Source organism: Streptomyces sp. NPDC045022 (genome assembly GCF_056432605.1).
The window spans coordinates 108,548-124,693 of record NZ_JBWKIR010000018.1; the positions used below are offsets into that span (position 1 = coordinate 108,548).

A 16,146-nucleotide genomic window follows, 5' to 3' on the forward strand; every position below is an offset into this window, starting at 1 on the left:
CGTTACAGGTGATGTGATTCCGCACCTTGGGATCGCATTGCCAACAAGGAGGAATAATGATCAAGAAGGTCGTCGCTGCTGCGGCTGCCACCGGTGGGCTGGTTCTCGCGGGCGCGGGCCTGGCCGTCGCCGACTCCGGTGCCCAGGGTGCTGCCGTGCAGTCCCCGGGTGTCGTCTCCGGCAACGTCATCCAGGTGCCCGTGCACGTCCCGGTGAACGTCTGTGGCAACACGGTCGACGTGATCGGGCTTCTGAGCCCCGCCTTCGGCAACACCTGCGTCAACAAGTGACGTCGGCTCCCTGAGGGGGCGTCTTTTACGAGCCGTCGGCCTCGGAGCGCGCGCCATGCGCTCCGTAGCCGACCGGTCTTTTCGACACCGGTCCCTTTCCTGGACCGGTCGTTTTCGGGAAAACGAAGGCAGGGGGGAATTCAGCATGCGACAGAGCACCCGCAAGGGCTTGATGACCATGGCCGCAGCGACCGGTGTGATTGCCGCCGCGGGCGGCTACGCCCACGCCGACTCGGGCGCGAACGGCATCGCCGCCGGCTCACCCGGCGTACTGTCCGGCAACACGGTGCAGGCACCGGTACACGCGCCGGTGAACGTCTGCGGCAACACCGTGAACGTCGTCGGGCTCCTCAACCCGTCGGTCGGCAACTCGTGTGCCAACCAGGGCGGCACCTCGGGGGGGTACGGCGACACGGGCCACGCCGGCTCCGCCGGTTCGCACGCGGGCGGCCACACCGGCGGCTCGCCGGGCGTCGGCTCCGGCAACACGGTGCAGGCACCGGTACACGCGCCGGTGAACGTCTGCGGCAACAGCGTGAACGTGGTCGGGCTCCTCAACCCGTCGGTCGGCAACTCGTGTGCCAACCAGGGCGGCGCCTCGGGCTCCGGCGGTTCGCACGCGGGCGGCCACACCGGCGGCTCGCCGGGCGTCGGCTCCGGCAACACCGTGCAGGTGCCGATCGACGCCCCGGTGAACGTCTGCGGCAACAGCGTGGACGTCATCGGCGCCGGGAACGCCACCACGGGCAACGAGTGCGCCAACGGCGGCGGTCACCACGCCCAGCCGCCGGGCGACGGACACGGCAACCCGCCCGGGAAGCCGGGGCAGCCCGGTCACCCGGGGCAGCCCGGCACTCCGCACCACCCGGGCCGGCCCGGAACGGACACCCCGCCCGCCCGGGGAGGTGACACGTCCCACGGCTCGTCCCAGGTCAAGGCGCAGGGCGGCAGTCCCGCAGGATCCCTGGCCACCGCCCAGCTCGCGCACACGGGCAGCGATGTGCCGCTGGGCCTCGCGCTGCCGGTCGGCGCGGGCGCGCTGCTCGCGGGCGCGGTGCTCTACCGCAAGGCGCGGGCCGCGGCGTAACCGCGACGCCGGTCACGGAAGCGGTACGGCTCTGGCAAGAGGGCGGTGCGGCCCGACATGAAGGCCGTACCGTCCGGAAGAACGGAGCGGGCCCTGCCGATGCCGGCGGGGCCCGCTCCGTTCATGTGTCCCGTCTCACCACGTGGCACGCACCTGGCGGATGATCCGCCGGCGCAACCGCACCCTGCGGCTGCCATCGCGCAGCAGGCTCAGTCGGTCCAACTCCCAGTGTCCGTACTCGGCATGGTCCGTCAGCAGACGTGTCGCCTCCTTGCGGGACACCCCACGAGGTACGTACACGTCGACAAATTCGTATTCCGGCATCGCATCTATTGTGCGGGCTGGTGCCCGGTACGGATAGCGTCTGCACTATGTCTGATGCTGCGCAGCCCACCGCTGCCGAGGTACGCGCCGCCGCCGAGGTGGTCAAGACCGCGCTCGACCGTCATCTGGCGGCGGTCGAACGCAGGTCGGGGGAGGACGACCCGGCCGTATACGAGGCGTTCAACCAGCTGGCCGCGGCCGCCGAGGCGTACGACGAACTGCTCTACGACCGCTACGACGAGGTCACGCCCTTCGAGATCCCGGGTGGGGAGGACACGCTGCCGCCCTACGCGGGCCCCGAGGAACCGAGCGCGATCAGCGTGCTGATCCGCCGCGACTACACCGTGGCGGAACCCCAGCGGCTGCTGGCCCAGGCCCAGCGGGTCGAGGCGGTGGAGTACGAGGACCTCGGCGGCAGCGCCGACGGTGCCGCCGGTACGCTCCCCGGGGCGCTGAACACCCTCTTCGGTGAGTTCGAACCGGACGAGATCGCCTCCCGGCACAAGGAGTTCGGCCTGGAGGAGGGCGACTCCACACTCTGGGTCACCGCGACGGACGAGACTCCCGAGGCAGGGGAGTGGCTGGACGCGCCGTTCGAGCACATCGATCCGCAGCAGGTGGTGTGGCGGGTCGACGTCAGCGCCGTGTTCGACGACGCGGACGAGGAGGACGACCTCGAGTTCGTCGGGGACGACGAGGACCAGGACCAGGACGAGGGCTTGGAGCCGCTGGACACCGAGAAGTGAGCGGGGTGGCGGTGCCGTAGCGGCCCAGGCCGGAACGGCACCCCTCCCCCCGCCGCGTCGAGGCCGTGGGGGAGAGCGATCCCGGATCCGCGTCGAAGGGTCTCAGCCCGCCGCCGTCGGGACCTGGGTGCGCAGCAGCGTCTGGAGCCGGGTCGTGCGGGGTTTGGCCGGGATCTCCGCGACCGCCTTCGGCAGTGCCTGTTCCACCCCGTGGACCACGGACAGGTGCCGCTCCGCCCGGCCGAACGCGGTGTACACCCAGGGCCTGCTGATGGCCTGCGCGGCGTCGCCGGGCAGCACCACGACCGCCGCCGGCCAGCGGAGGCCCACCGCCTGGTGCGCGGTCAGCGCCCAGCCGTGCCGTACCCGGCTGTCCACCCGCTCCGGCGGTACGACGACGGCAACGCCCGCGCACGTCAGGTGCAGCCCGTCGGCGTCGGCCTGCACCACCGCGCCCGGTACCGAACGGCCCGGCGCGGGGGAGTAGACGATCCGGTCGCCCGGGTCGAAGCCGCCGAAGCGGCCCGGGCCGGGGTTGAGGCGTTCCTTCAGGGCGGAATTGAGGACGCGGGTGCCCGCGGCGCCGCCGTGACCCGGGGTGATCACCACGGTCTGCTCCGCCGGGACGCCGAGCGCCCGCGGAACCGAGTCCGCGACCAGCTGCACCGTCCGGTGCACCGCCTCGCCCGCGTCCCGCACCGGGACGATGACGATCTCCTTGCCCGGCGCCTCCACCTGGTTCAGCTCGCCGACACCGACACCGGAGACCAGTTCGCCGAGCGGACCGGGGTCGGGGATGCGGGAGACGAACCGGGGGCAGGCGCGGGCGGCGAGGAGGTCCGCGAAGACCCGGCCGGGTCCGGCCGACCACAGCACCGCGGGGTCGCCGCTGAGCACCAGCCGGGCCCCGTCGGGCAGCGACTCCACCAGCATCGCGGCGCCCTCCACGTCCAGCTGGGGCGCGTCCAGAACGATCAGCAGATCGAGTTCCAGCGCGCCCTCCGTGTCCCGGCCGGGGCCCTCGGCGCCGGACAGCAGACCGGCGACCGTGCCCACGCTCTGCTGCGCCGGCTCCTCGCCCAGCAGCGCCGCGAAGCGGTGGCGGCCGTCCGGCGTGTGGCAGGCGGCGAAGGCCCGCAGACCCGCGGCGCGGGCGGCACCGAGCAGCGCGGCCGGCTCGGCGCGGGCCGCCTCGCCGCCGGTGTGCAGCACCAGGCCGTGCCCGGCGACCGCGCGGACCAGCTCGGCCGCGCCGCCGGACACCCCGGAGGCGGCTGACTCCCAGGCCTGCTCGGCATCCCTGGACAGTGAGTTGACCAGCCGGGCCAGGCCGTCCGCGAGGCTCTCCTCCGCCAGCGCGTACCGCTCCAGGCCGACGAGGACCCGGACCGGCCGCTCCGCGTCGCCGTCTTCGGTGTCCTCCTCCTGCGGGGCCGGGACCGGAGCCGGGGCTCCGGGCTCCTCCAGCGCGTCCTGGAACATCAGGGCCTCGCCCTCCGAGAGGGCGCTCTGCACCGCGGCGTCCGGATCGGGCACGCCCTGCCGGGTGAGTGCCGCGGTGAGCGTGGGCAGTTCCAGGGCGGTGTGACCCGCCACGGCGGCCTGGTCCAGCAGCCAGACGGTCAACGCGCGGCCCCGCCGCTCGTCGTCCGGGCCGCAGGCGGCGCCGAAAAGCGCCCGCGCGAAGCCGTCGGCCTGCTCGGGCCGTACCCCGCTGACCCGGAGCAGCCGCCACGGGTCCTCCCGCAGCGCGGCGCCCGCACCACCCAGATCCGCGGCCACCCGTGCGGCCAGCGCCTCGGGCGCGCCGCCCTCGGTCAGTACCCGGCGCACGGCCTCCACGGCCTCCGGTGCGGGCGCACCGGAGGCGACGACGGCAGGGGCCGGCTGCGGCCGGCGCACGGGCTCCGGGGCCGGGCGGCGCGGGGCCGGGGTGGGCTCGGTGAACACCGTGGCCACCGGCTTCTCGCCGCTCTCCACGGCGCGTACCGCGGCGAGCAGGTCGGCCGCCTTGCCGCTGAGCTTGGTGCCGCTCTCGATGGGGCCCTGCTTCTCGGCCTTGCGCCGCTCGATCCGCTCCCGCTCCACCCGCTGGGCGGCCAACTCGGCCTCCACCTCGGACAACTCGGCCGCGGCGGCACCGCCCCCGGAGGAGACGGCCCCCGCACTCTCCCCGCTCTCCGGGTCCGCCGCGTCCTCCGGGCTCCCGGCGTCCCCCGCGTTCGCCGTGCCGTCCGCGTCCTCCGCACGGTCCGTGCTCTGGGTGCCGTCCGCGTCCACCGGGCTCCCGGCGTCCCCCGCGTTCGCCGTGCCGTCCGCGTCCTCCGCACGGTCCGTGCTCTGGGTGCCGTCCGCGTCCTCCGGGCTCCCGGCGTCCCCCGCGTTCGCCGTGCCGTCCGCGTCCTCCGCACGGTCCGTGCTCTCGGTGCTGTCCGCGTCCTCCGCGCCGGCGGTGCGGTTCACGCCATCCGCGCCGTCCGCGTCCTTCGTGCCGTCCGTGCCCTCCGCGTCCCGCTCGTCGGTGTCGTCGCCGGTGCTCTCGGCGCTGTCGGTGCTGTCGGCCCGCTCGGCTGTCTCCGGGGCCGCGGCCTCGGTGTCCTCCGCCGTACCGCCGTCGTCCGCACGGCGGCTCTCCCCGGGTACGGCTTCCCGCCCCGCGGCCTCCGGGATGTCCGGCGTCCCCGGCCCGGCTTCCTCCGTGGTCTCCGGCTCCGTGCTCACAGCGTGCTCCAGTCGTGATCGGGATAGCGGTGCACGGGCGCCGACACATCGTCCAGCGCCCGGCAGATCTCGTCAGGAAGACTAAGGGCCTCCACTGACAATGCCGCCGTGAGCTGCTGCGCGTTGCGCGCGCCGACGATCGGCGCGGCCACGCCCGGCCGGTCCCGGACCCAGGCGAGGGCCACCTGCAGCGGCGTGACCGCGAGCCCGTCGGCGGCCGTCGTCACCGCGTCCACGATGCGCGCCGCCGTGTCGTCGAGGTACGGCTCGACGAACGGCGCCAGGTGCTCGGAGGCGCCGCGCGAGTCCGGGGGAGTGGTGTGCCGGTACTTGCCGGTCAGCACGCCCCGGCCGAGTGGGGAGGAGGGCAGCAGGCCGACCCCCAGATCGAGCGCGGCGGGCAGCACCTCGCGCTCCACGCCCCGCTGCAGCAACGAGTACTCCATCTGCGTGCCGGCCAGCCGCGTGCGGGTGCCCGGCGCCGCGAGCTGCCAGGTGGCCGCCTTGGCGAGCTGCCAGCCGCAGAAGTCGGAGACGCCGACGTACCGGGCCCGGCCGCTGCTGACCGCCAGGTCGAGGGCGTGGAGCGTCTCCTCGAGCGGGGTCCGGTGGTCGAAGGCGTGGATGTGCCACAGGTCGACGTAGTCCGTGCCCAGGCGGGCCAGGGAGGCGTCGAGCGCGGTGAGCAGATGGCCGCGGGAGCCGTCGAACCGGCGGTCGGGGTCGGGGACGCTGCCGGCCTTGGTCGAGACCACCAGGTCCCGGCGCGGTACCAGCCCGTCCATGAGCTGCCCGAGCAGATGCTCCGCCTCTCCGTCGCCGTACACGTCGGCGGTGTCGACGAGGGTGCCGCCGGCCTCCCAGAACGCCTTCAGCATGTCCGCGGCGTCGTGCTCGTCGGTGTCCCGGCCCCAGGTGAGGGTGCCGAGTCCGATGCGGGACACGCGCAGGCCGGTACGGCCGAGATGCCTCTGCTCCATGCCCGCGAGATTACTGGCCGGAACTGCTGCCGTGGGTTGCCTGTGGATAACTCCTCGGCCTGCGCGCGCAACGCCTCGGGCCTGCACCGGACACCTCGTCGGGACTGCTCCCGGCGACTCGGCGGGCCTGCTCAGGACGCGTGATCCCGCTCCCTGTCGGGGCCGCGCCCTGCCCCCCGCCCGCACCCCCGCGCTAAGGTCTGCGCCACAGGGACGTTACTCACGGGTAAGGGGAAATGGCCATGCAGCTCGGGATCAACCTCGGCTACTGGGGTGCCGGAATGGACGGGGACAATCTGGCCGTCGCGCAGGAGGCCGAGCGGCTGGGCTACTCCGTCTGCTGGGCCGCCGAGGCCTACGGCTCCGACGCGGCCACGGTGCTCAGCTGGGTCGCCGCGCAGACCGAACGCATCGACGTCGGCTCGGCCATCTTCCAGATCCCGGCCCGGCAGCCGGCGATGACCGCCATGACCGCGGCGACACTGGACTCCCTCTCCGGCGGCCGGTTCCGGCTCGGCCTCGGCGTCTCCGGGCCGCAGGTCTCCGAGGGCTGGTACGGCGTCAAGTTCGACAAGCCGCTGGCACGCACGCGCGAGTACGTGGAGATCGTCCGCAGGGCGATGACCCGGGAGCGGCTGACGTACGAGGGCGCGCACTGGACGCTGCCGCTGCCCGGCGGCCCCGGCAAGCCGATCAAGCTGACCGTGCACCCGCAGCGCGAGCACATCCCGCTGTACATCGCCGCGATCGGCCCGAAGAACCTGGAGCAGACCGGCGAGATCGCCGACGGCGCGCTGTTGATCTTCCCCGCCGCCGAGCACCTCGAGGACACCACGCTCAAGTACCTGCGCGCGGGCCGGGAGAAGGCGGGCAGGACCCTCGACGGCTTCGACGTGTGCCCGACGCTGCCGCTCGCCGTCGGCGACGACAAGGACGTGGCCCGCCTCGCCGACACCTTCCGCCCCTACACCGCGCTGTACGTCGGCGGCATGGGCAGCGCCAAGCAGAACTTCTACAACCAGCTCGCGCAGCGCATGGGGTACGAGAAGGAGGCCGCCGAGATCCAGCGGAAGTACCTGTCCGGGGACAAGCAGGGCGCCGCGGCCGCGATCCCGCAGGACCTCATCGACAAGACCACGCTGCTGGGCTCCGTCGACCGCATCGCCGACCGGATGAAGACCTACGCCGCCGCCGGGGTCACCACCCTCAGCCTCGCCCCCGCCGGCTTCACGCTCGACGAGCGTCTCGCCTCCCTGCGGGCCGGCAGCGAGGCACTGGAACGCGCCGGACTCGCCTAGGGTCTCTCGTTTGGATCATGCCGGGCTCGCGGGGCCTGGCACCGCACCTCGCCGCGTTGTCGTCGGTTGCCATGGCTCCGCCATGACGCCCTCCTCCGCCTTGCGATGCACGGCGCCAGGCCCCGCTTCCTGATCCGGCATGATCCAAACGAACGGCCGTAGTGCGGGGGGAGTTCAGCGGCCGTGGTGGGGGCTCGGGGGTCTTCCCCGCCACGGCCGTCACGGGGAACAACGCGCCCGGCGCCACGCGGTTACGACCCTCGTGGTCCTTCTTACGGCCGAGTCGGCACACCTCCGCGCCCGAGGCGGCTCACAGCCAGCCGCGCCGCTTGAACAGGCGGTACAGCAGCACCTCCAGCACCGCCATCACCAGGATCACCGCCGGGTACGACCACAACCAGTGCAGCTCGGGCATGTGGTCGAAGTTCATCCCGTAGATCCCCGCGATCATCGTGGGGACCGCGGCCATCGCCGCCCACGCGGAGATCTTCCGCATGTCGTCGTTCTGCCGCACGCTCATCTGCGCCAGGTGGGCCGAGAGGATGTCCGACACCAGCCGGTCCAGGCCGTCCACGGACTCGTTCACGCGCGTGAGGTGGTCGTTCACGTCCCGGAAGAAGGGCCGCGCCTTGTCGTGGACGAACGGCACTGCGCCGCCCAGCTGCCCGGTGCCGGCCAGCCGGGTCATCGGTACGGTCAGCGGCCCGGTGGCCCGGCGGAACTTCAGGACCTGCCGTTTGAAGGTGTAGATCCGGGACGCGGTGTTGCGCGAGCCGCCGGAATCCGGCTGGAACACCTCCGCCTCCAGCTCCTCCAGATCCGTCTGCAGCTCCGTCGCGACCTCCAGATAGTGGTCGACGACGGCGTCGGAGACCGCGTACAGCACCGAGGTGGGGCCCTTGTCCAGCATCTCGGGCTCCTCCTCCAGCCGGCGGCGCACGGCGGCGAGCGGCGAGCCGGCACCGTGGCGGACGGTCACCACGAAGCAGTCCCCGATGAACACCATGATCTCGCCGGTCGAGACGGTGTCGCTCTCCGGTTCGTACACGACCGGCTTGAACACCAGGAACAGCGAGTCGTCGAACACCTCGAGCTTGGGCCGCTGATGCGCCTTGAGCGCGTCCTCGACGGCCAGCGGATGCAGCCCGAACTCCTGGGTGACCAGGTCGAACTCCCGCTCGGACGGCTCGTGCAGACCTATCCACACGAAGCCGCCCGCCGCCCGCGCCTCCTCGAGCGCGTCGGACAGGTCCTCCGGGCCCTCGGTACGGTGCCCGTGCCGGTAGATGGCGCAGTCCACGATCACGCGGCGCACTCTCCCTTCATCCCCGCCACCGCCGCACGGCGGTGAACACCTACCCTTGCCGCATGCCCACGCTGATCCTCGTAAGGCACGGACGTTCCACCGCCAACACCTCCGGCGTGCTCGCCGGGTGGACGCCAGGCGTAACCCTGGACGAGCGCGGCGCCGCGCAGGCCGCCGCGCTGCCCGGCCGCCTCGCGGGCCTGCCGATCTCCGAGGTGGTCGTCAGCCCGCTCCAGCGCTGCCAGGAGACCCTACGGCCGCTGCTGGAAGCCCGCCCGGAACTGCGCGCCCACACCGAAGAACGGATCGGGGAGTGCCACTACGGCGACTGGACCGGCCGCAAGCTCGCCGAGCTGAAGGACGAGCCGCTGATGGAGGTCGTGCAGGCCCACCCGTCGGCCGCCGCCTTCCCGGGCGGGGAGTCCATGCGAGCCATGCAGACCCGCGCCGCCGAGGCCGTACGCGAGTGGAACGCGCGCGTGGAGCGCGATCACGGAACCGACGCCGTCTACCTCATGTGCTCCCACGGTGACATCATCAAGTCCCTCGTCGCCGACGCCCTCGGACTCCATCTCGACCTCTTCCAGCGGGTCTCCGTGGAGCCGTGTTCCATCACCGTGATCCGCTACACCCGCCTCAGGCCGTTTCTCCTTCGCCTCGGCGACACCGGGGATTTCGCCTCGCTCGCCCCGCGCGTCGACCCCGGCGAGGGCGACGCACCGGTCGGGGGTGGTGCGGGCGCACCGTGATCGTCGGCCGCAGTAGGGTGAAGCGATCCACACAGTCGTCGTATTCGCATGGCCCGCACCGCTGAAGCTCTCGAAATCAATGGAGACAGGACGTGTCCCGTCAGGTGTTCCTCTACGACCAGCCGGACCGCTTCGTGGCCGGCACGGTCGGACTGCCCGGGCGCCGTACCTTCTTTCTCCAGGCCACCGCAGGCCCCCGGGTGACCAGCGTGGTCCTGGAGAAGACCCAGGTCGCCGCGCTCGCCGAGCGCATGGACGAACTGCTCGACGAGGTCGTACGGCGTAGTGGCGGCAGCGCCGCCGTCCCCGCCGTGGCGCCCTCGGAGATCGCCGACAGCGCGCCGCTGGAGACCCCCGTCGAGGAGGAGTTCCGCGTCGGCACGATGGCTCTCGCCTGGGACGGCGAGGACCAGCGCATGATCGTCGAGGCACAGGCCCTCGTCGAGCTGGACGCCGACACCGAGGAGGACCTCGCGGAGGCCGAGGAGCGGCTGCTCCAGGACGAGGAGAACGGGCCCCCGATGCTGCGGGTCCGGCTGACCGGCGCGCAGGCCCGGGCCTTCGCCAAGCGCGCCCTCGACGTCGTCAACGCCGGGCGGCCGCCGTGCCCGCTGTGCAGCCTCCCGCTCGATCCGGAAGGACATGTATGTCCGCGCCAGAACGGATACCGCCGGGGGGCGTGACGGTCCCCGAGGCGGCGGCCGAAGCGGACCCCGCCGAGCTGCTCGCGCGGGGTGAGCTGACCGTGCGCGGCCGGATCCGCGAGGCGTCCAACGCCGCGCTGTTCTGCACGGTTGCCCACGATGGCCGGGAAGCCACCTGCGTGTACAAGCCGGTGGCCGGGGAGCGCCCGCTGTGGGACTTCCCCGACGGCACCCTGGCCGGCCGCGAGGTGGCCGCCTACGAGATCTCGGAGGCCACCGGCTGGGGGCTGGTACCGCCGACCGTGCTGCGCGACGGGCCGTACGGCGAGGGCATGTGCCAGCTCTGGATCGATGTGAGCCCCGAGGCGGAGCTGCTCGCCCTGGTGGACGGCGAGGAGCCGGAGCCGGGCTGGAAGGCGATCGGGTTCGCCGAGGTCGACGAGGACCGTACCGCGCTGCTGGTGCACGCCGACGACGAGCGGCTGCGCCGGCTCGCCGTCCTGGACGCGGTGATCAACAACGCCGACCGCAAGGGCGGCCACCTGCTGCCCACCGCCGACGGCCGGCTCTACGGCATCGACCACGGCGTGACCTTCAACGTCGAGAACAAGCTGCGCACGCTGCTGTGGGGGTGGGCCGGGGAACCGCTCACCCCGGAGGCCGTCGATGTCCTCGGGGGGCTGCGGGACGCCCTCGGCGGACCACTGCGGCGGCGGCTGGCCCGGCTCATCACGGCGGCCGAGATCGACGCCACACACGCGCGCGTCGACGCCCTGCTCACCTCCGGCAGGCACCCGGAGCCGAGCGGGGAGTGGCCCGCCATCCCCTGGCCACCGGTGTGAGGGCACGGCCGGCGCGAGCACGAGCACGATGAGCACGGCGAGCACATCGCGTCCCGATGTACAAGACCGCCTGTCCGGCCATCCGGCCCGATCCTGTCGTATCCGGGGCTGGGCGCCGGTTAGGCTCATGTACATGCATGCCTGGCCCGCTTCCGAGGTCCCCGCCCTGCCTGGTCAGGGCCGCGACCTGAGGATCCACGACACCGCGACCGGCGGCCTCGTCACCCTCGACCCCGGTCCTGTCGCCCGTATCTACGTCTGCGGCATCACGCCGTACGACGCGACCCACATGGGTCACGCGGCGACCTACAACGCGTTCGACCTCGTTCAGCGCGTGTGGCTCGACACCAAGCGGCAGGTCCACTACGTCCAGAACGTCACCGACGTCGACGATCCGCTGCTGGAGCGCGCGGACCGGGACGGCGTCGACTGGGTCGCCCTCGCCGAGAAGGAGACGGCCCTCTTCCGCGAGGACATGACCGCCCTGCGAATGCTCCCGCCCCAGCACTACATAGGCGCCGTCGAGGCGATACCCGGCATCGTCCCGCTCGTGGAACGGCTGCGCGACCTCGGCGCGGCCTACGAGCTGGAGGGCGACACCTACTTCTCCGTCGAGTCCGACCCGTACTTCGGCAAGGTCTCGAACCTCGACGCGGCCGCCATGCGGCTGCTGTCCGCCGAGCGCGGCGGCGACCCGGACCGTCCGGGCAAGAAGAACCCGCTCGACCCGATGCTGTGGACGGCGGCCCGCGAGGGCGAGCCCAGCTGGGACGGCGGCTCGCTGGGCCGGGGACGCCCCGGCTGGCACATCGAGTGCGTGGCCATCGCCCTCGACCACCTCGGCATGAGCTTCGACGTCCAGGGCGGCGGATCCGACCTGGCCTTCCCGCACCACGAGATGGGTGCCTCGCACGCCCAGGTGCTCACCGGCGAGTTCCCCATGGCCAAGGCGTACGTGCACGCCGGCATGGTCGCCCTGGACGGCCAGAAGATGTCCAAGTCCAAGGGCAACCTGGTCTTCGTCTCGCGGCTGCGCCGCGACGGCGTCGACCCGGCCGCCATCCGGCTGTCCCTGCTGGCGCACCACTACCGTGCCGACTGGGAGTGGACCGATCAGGTCCTCCGGGACGCGGTCGATCGCCTCGGCCGCTGGCGCGCGGCCGTCTCACGGCCCGACGGCCCGTCCGCGGACGCGCTCGTCGAGGAGGTCCGCGAGGCGCTCGCGAACGACCTCGACGCACCCGCGGCCCTCGCCGCCGTGGACCGCTGGGCGGCCCGTCAGGAGCAGGAGGGCGGCACCGACACCGGGGCCCCCGGCGTGGTCACCCGGGCCGTGGACGCCCTGCTGGGCGTGGCGCTCTAGGCAGCTGCGCCCCCCCACGGGGCGCGGGGAACTGCGCGATCGGCCACGACGGCGCGGCAGCCGCCGACGGTCGATCGTGGCACTTCGGACGAGCACTCCGCAGCACCTCGGCAACACGGAGAGGGGGCGGTTCCCGGCCGGGAACCGCCCCCTCTCCGTGTCCTCAGTCCTCCGAGCTGTCCTCGTCGTCGGCCTTGGAGGCGTCGCCCTTCGAACCGCCGGAGGCATCCGGCTTCGGCGGGCGGGCCTTGCCGCTCGGGCTGTCCCGCAGGTACGAGCCGCCGTCCCCGCCGTCCGCGGTCGCGTGGCCGCCCGGCGGGCTGACGTCCCGACGCCGCAGATACCGCTCGAACTCGCGGGCGATCGCCTCACCCGAGGCCTCCGGCAGCTCGGCGGTGTCCCGGGCCTCCTCCAGCGTCTGGACGTACTCGGCGACCTCGCTGTCCTCGGCGGCCAGCTGGTCCACGCCCACCTGCCAGGCGCGCGCGTCCTCGGGCAGCTCCCCCTGCGGGACGCGCAGGTCCAGCAGGTCCTCCAGGCGGTTGAGCAGCGCCAGGGTGGCCTTCGGGTTGGGCGGCTGGGAGACGTAGTGCGGGACGGCCGCCCACAGCGACACCGCCGGGACACCGGCGTGCGCGCACGCCTCCTGCAGGACGCCGACGATGCCCGTCGGGCCCTCGTACTTGGTCTCCTCCAGGTCCATGCGCTGGGCCAGGTCCGAGTCGGACGTCACCCCGCTGACCGGCACCGGACGCGTGTGCGGGGTGTCACCGAGCAGGGCGCCCAGGATCACCACCAGCTCCACGCCCAGCTCGTGGGCGAAGCCGAGCAGCTCGTTGCAGTACGAGCGCCAGCGCATGGACGGTTCGATACCGCGGACCAGCACCAGGTCGCGCGGCTTCGCGCCGCCGACGCGGACCACCGACAGCCGGGTCGTCGGCCATGTGATCTTGCGCACCCCGCCGTCCATGAACACCGTGGGGCGGTTCACCTGGAAGTCGTAGTAGTCCTCGGCGTCCAGCGCCGCGAACACCTCACCCTTCCACTCGCGTTCCAGATGCGCGACCGCCGTGGAGGCGGCGTCGCCGGCATCGTTCCAGCCCTCGAACGCGGCCACCATGACTGGGTCGATCAGCTCGGGAACCCCCTCCAGCTCGATCACCCAGTGCCTCCTTCCGACGTGCCCTCGCTTGACTCACCAACCTTACGGCGTCCGGCGGGTGCGCCCGCAGCCCCCTTGCACGGGCCAGTGAACGGATCACTGCCCCGTTCACCACCGTGGAACACCCCCGGATGACCAGGAGCCCCGGCCGCTCGGCACGGAGCATCACAGGGTGCCGCGCAGCCACTGCTCCACGCTCGCGATGTGCACCGTCGCCCAGGACCGCGCCGCCTCCGCGTCCCGGTCGCGCAGCGCGCCCAGGATCGCCCGGTGCTCGCGCAGGGTCCGGCCGACCGCGTCCTCCTGGGTGAGCCCGCGCCAGACCCGGGCGCGCGTGGTGGGCCCGGACAGGCCGTCCAGCAGCGAGCACAGCACCGAGTTCCCGGAGCTGCGCACGATGCCCCGGTGGAACTCCAGGTCTGCGGCGACCAGTTCCTCCACCGAGGGCTCGGCACCGAGCGCGTCCAACCGGGCCGCCAGCGCGTCCAGTTGCCGCTCGTCGATCCGTGTGGCCGCCATCGCGGTCGCGGCCGGCTCCAGGATGCGGCGCACCGCCAGGAACTCCAGCACCGTGTCGTCACGGTGGAAGTCCACGACGAAGCTCATCGCCTCCAGCAGTAGTTGCGGATCGAGGCTGGTCACGTACGTGCCGTCGCCCTGGCGCACGTCGAGGATCCGGATCAGCGACAGCGCCCGTACGGCCTCCCGCAGGGAGTTGCGGGACAGACCCAGCCCGGCGGCCAGCTCGCTCTCCTTCGGCAGCCGGTCACCGGGCCGCAGCGCACCGGAGACGATCATGTCCTTGATCTTCTCGATCGCCTCGTCGGTGACTGCCATGACCGGCCTCCCTGCGCCCAGACATCGGATGTCTCAGCCCACACTATGCGGGCGCACGGAAAAGGGGCGGCTCCGTCGGTGCGGAGCCGCCCCTCCCGGTTCCCGGCCCCGGTGCGGCGGGGGCCGGTCCGCGGCGGTCACCGGCCCTGGTCAGGGACAGGGCCGGTGGCCGTGGCCTACTTCTTGTCGAGCAGGTCCTGGACCTTGGCGCGGACCTCGTCCGTGGCCAGGCCCCGGATGGTCAGCGTCGTACGGCGGCGCAGCACGTCGTCCGCCGTCTCGGCCCACTCGTGGTCACGGGCCCAGACGACCTGCGCCCAGATCTCCGGGGCGTCCGGGTGGACGCGCTCGCCCAGGTCCGGGTGCTCGTTGGCCAGCCGGGCGATGTCGAAGGCCAGGGAGCCGTAGTGGGTGGCCAGGTGCCTGGCGGTGTCGGCCGCCATGCGCGGACCCGGTGCCGGGTTGTCGACCAGGAGACGGTGCGCGACGGCGCGGGGGTTCGCGACGCCCGGCAGCGGCAGCTTCTTCGGCAGCGAGGAGATCGGCTCGAAGTCGTCGCCGAGCGGGTGGCCCGGCAGCGCCTCCAGCTTCTGCATGACCGTACGGCCGATGTGCCGGAAGGTGGTCCACTTGCCGCCCGCGACGGACAGCATGCCGCCCTTGCCCTCGGTGACGACCGTCTCGCGCTTGGCCTTGGCGGTGTCGCCGGGGCCGCCCGGCAGCACGCGCAGACCGGCGAAGGAGTAGGTGATCAGGTCGCGCCGGAGCTGCTGGTCCCGGACGGAGAACGCGGCCTCGTCCAGGATCTGGGCTATGTCCCCCTCGGTGACGGACACGTCCGCCGGGTCGCCCTCGTACTCCTCGTCGGTGGTGCCGAGCAGCAGCATGTCCTCCCAGGGGAGGGCGAAGGTGATGCGGTACTTGTCGATCGGGGTGGCCAGCGCCGCCTTCCACGGGGAGGTGCGCTTGAGGACCAGGTGCGCGCCCTTGGACAGGCGGATGGACGGAGCCGCGCTCGGGTCCTCCATGCGGCGCAGGTGGTCGACCCAGGGGCCGGTCGCGTTCAGCACCAGGCGGGCGTTGACGCCGAACTCCGCACCGGAGGTCCGGTCCCTGAGGTCGGCGCCGGTGACCCGGCCCCGGGTGAAGCGCAGGCCGGTGACCTCGGCGTGGTTGAGGACGACCGCGCCCGACTCGACGGCCGCGCGGACCGTCATCAGCGCCATGCGCGCGTCGTTCATCTGGTCGTCGCCGTACACGGCCACGGCCTTGAGGTTCTCGGTGCGCAGCTCGGGCACGTCCTGCGCCGCCTTGGCGGGGGAGAGCAGGTGGCCCACGCCGTCACCGAACGCGGAGAGCGCGGAGTAGGCGAACACGCCCGCGCCGAGCTTCGCCGCGCCGTGCGGCCCCCCCTTGTACACGGGGAGGTAGAAGGTGAGCGGGTTCGCCAGGTGGGGGGCCACCTGGCGGGAGACCGCACGGCGCTCGAAGTGGTTCTCCGCCACCAGCTTCACCGCGCCGGTCTGCAGGTAACGCAGACCGCCGTGGAGCAGCTTGGAGGAGGCGGAGGAGGTGGCACCGGCGAAGTCGCCGGCGTCGACCAGCGCCACCCTGAGCCCGGCCTGCGCGGCGTGCCAGGCGGTGGAGATGCCCAGAATGCCGCCGCCGATCACAAGAAGGTCGTACGACGCCTTGGAGAGCTGCTCCCTGGTCTCGGCCCGGCTCGGGTTGGAGCCGGAGGCCGGGTGCGTCCCCAGGGCAGGTACGGTCTGCAGGGTGGACTGACTGGTCATGTCG

15 protein-coding genes are annotated in these 16,146 nt (G+C 72.8%); 8 read left to right on the forward strand and 7 right to left on the reverse strand.

Annotation, left to right across the window (positions count from 1 at the left end):
- Positions 1-56 precede the first annotated feature (56 nt).
- Positions 57-290 carry a chaplin ChpH gene (gene chpH, locus AC07C1_RS28115; RefSeq protein ID WP_478943401.1) on the forward strand — a complete coding sequence of 78 codons (234 nt, stop codon included), beginning with the start codon at positions 57-59 and terminating at the stop codon, positions 288-290.
- A gap of 145 nt (positions 291-435) precedes the next feature.
- A complete protein-coding gene (locus AC07C1_RS28120; RefSeq protein ID WP_478943403.1) occupies positions 436-1,377 on the forward strand; it encodes a chaplin in 942 nt (313 codons plus the stop codon).
- A 135-nt stretch (positions 1,378-1,512) separates the two neighbouring features.
- Here the strand turns inward: AC07C1_RS28120 and AC07C1_RS28125 are convergent, their stop codons facing one another.
- Entirely contained in the window at positions 1,513-1,701 is a 189-nt protein-coding gene (locus tag AC07C1_RS28125) for a DUF5703 family protein (RefSeq protein WP_014671721.1), read from the reverse strand.
- A gap of 47 nt (positions 1,702-1,748) precedes the next feature.
- Between AC07C1_RS28125 and AC07C1_RS28130 the strand changes: the two genes are divergently transcribed.
- Positions 1,749-2,447: a hypothetical protein gene (locus AC07C1_RS28130; RefSeq protein ID WP_478943405.1), complete on the forward strand. Its 699-nt coding sequence runs from the start codon at positions 1,749-1,751 to the stop codon at positions 2,445-2,447.
- A 102-nt stretch (positions 2,448-2,549) separates the two neighbouring features.
- Here the strand turns inward: AC07C1_RS28130 and AC07C1_RS28135 are convergent, their stop codons facing one another.
- Both AC07C1_RS28135 and AC07C1_RS28140 read right to left on the reverse strand, forming a co-directional pair.
- Positions 2,550-5,168, reverse strand: a complete 2,619-nt coding sequence (locus tag AC07C1_RS28135) for a helix-hairpin-helix domain-containing protein (RefSeq protein WP_478943407.1) — start codon at positions 5,166-5,168, stop codon at positions 2,550-2,552.
- Positions 5,165-6,148, reverse strand: coding sequence for an aldo/keto reductase (locus AC07C1_RS28140; RefSeq protein ID WP_478943409.1), 984 nt, complete (start codon positions 6,146-6,148; stop codon positions 5,165-5,167). Before AC07C1_RS28140 ends, AC07C1_RS28135 begins: the two co-directional genes overlap by 4 nt.
- Positions 6,149-6,390: 242 nt before the next feature.
- Here AC07C1_RS28140 and AC07C1_RS28145 point away from each other — a divergent pair, with 242 nt between their 5' ends.
- Positions 6,391-7,446, forward strand: a complete 1,056-nt coding sequence (locus AC07C1_RS28145; protein WP_478943411.1) for an LLM class F420-dependent oxidoreductase — start codon at positions 6,391-6,393, stop codon at positions 7,444-7,446.
- A 310-nt stretch (positions 7,447-7,756) separates the two neighbouring features.
- Here the strand turns inward: AC07C1_RS28145 and corA are convergent, their stop codons facing one another.
- The gene (gene corA, locus AC07C1_RS28150; protein ID WP_478943413.1) at positions 7,757-8,752 is read right to left on the reverse strand and encodes a magnesium/cobalt transporter CorA; all 996 of its coding nucleotides are present in this window, start codon (positions 8,750-8,752) and stop codon (positions 7,757-7,759) included.
- Between the two features lie 62 nt (positions 8,753-8,814).
- Between corA and AC07C1_RS28155 the strand changes: the two genes are divergently transcribed.
- From AC07C1_RS28155 to mshC, 4 genes are all read left to right on the forward strand, one after another.
- A complete protein-coding gene (locus tag AC07C1_RS28155; protein WP_478943415.1) occupies positions 8,815-9,501 on the forward strand; it encodes a histidine phosphatase family protein in 687 nt (228 codons plus the stop codon).
- A gap of 92 nt (positions 9,502-9,593) precedes the next feature.
- Complete coding sequence (locus tag AC07C1_RS28160) at positions 9,594-10,184, forward strand: DUF3090 domain-containing protein (protein ID WP_478943417.1); 591 nt, start codon at positions 9,594-9,596, stop codon at positions 10,182-10,184.
- Positions 10,148-10,987 carry an SCO1664 family protein gene (locus AC07C1_RS28165; protein WP_478943419.1) on the forward strand — a complete coding sequence of 280 codons (840 nt, stop codon included), beginning with the start codon at positions 10,148-10,150 and terminating at the stop codon, positions 10,985-10,987. Before AC07C1_RS28160 ends, AC07C1_RS28165 begins: the two co-directional genes overlap by 37 nt.
- A 133-nt stretch (positions 10,988-11,120) precedes the next feature.
- On the forward strand, positions 11,121-12,350 hold the full coding sequence (gene mshC / locus AC07C1_RS28170) for a cysteine--1-D-myo-inosityl 2-amino-2-deoxy-alpha-D-glucopyranoside ligase (protein WP_478943420.1): 1,230 nt from the start codon (positions 11,121-11,123) through the stop codon (positions 12,348-12,350).
- Positions 12,351-12,513: 163 nt separating this feature from the next.
- Here mshC and AC07C1_RS28175 read toward each other — a convergent pair whose 3' ends face one another.
- The 3 genes from AC07C1_RS28175 to AC07C1_RS28185 form a co-directional block, all read right to left on the reverse strand.
- Complete coding sequence (locus AC07C1_RS28175; protein WP_478943422.1) at positions 12,514-13,512, reverse strand: PAC2 family protein; 999 nt, start codon at positions 13,510-13,512, stop codon at positions 12,514-12,516.
- Between the two features lie 165 nt (positions 13,513-13,677).
- Complete coding sequence (locus AC07C1_RS28180) at positions 13,678-14,349, reverse strand: FadR/GntR family transcriptional regulator (RefSeq protein WP_478943424.1); 672 nt, start codon at positions 14,347-14,349, stop codon at positions 13,678-13,680.
- A 176-nt stretch (positions 14,350-14,525) separates the two neighbouring features.
- Positions 14,526-16,142 carry a glycerol-3-phosphate dehydrogenase/oxidase gene (locus AC07C1_RS28185; protein WP_478943426.1) on the reverse strand — a complete coding sequence of 539 codons (1,617 nt, stop codon included), beginning with the start codon at positions 16,140-16,142 and terminating at the stop codon, positions 14,526-14,528.
- Between the last annotated feature and the right edge of the window lie 4 nt (positions 16,143-16,146).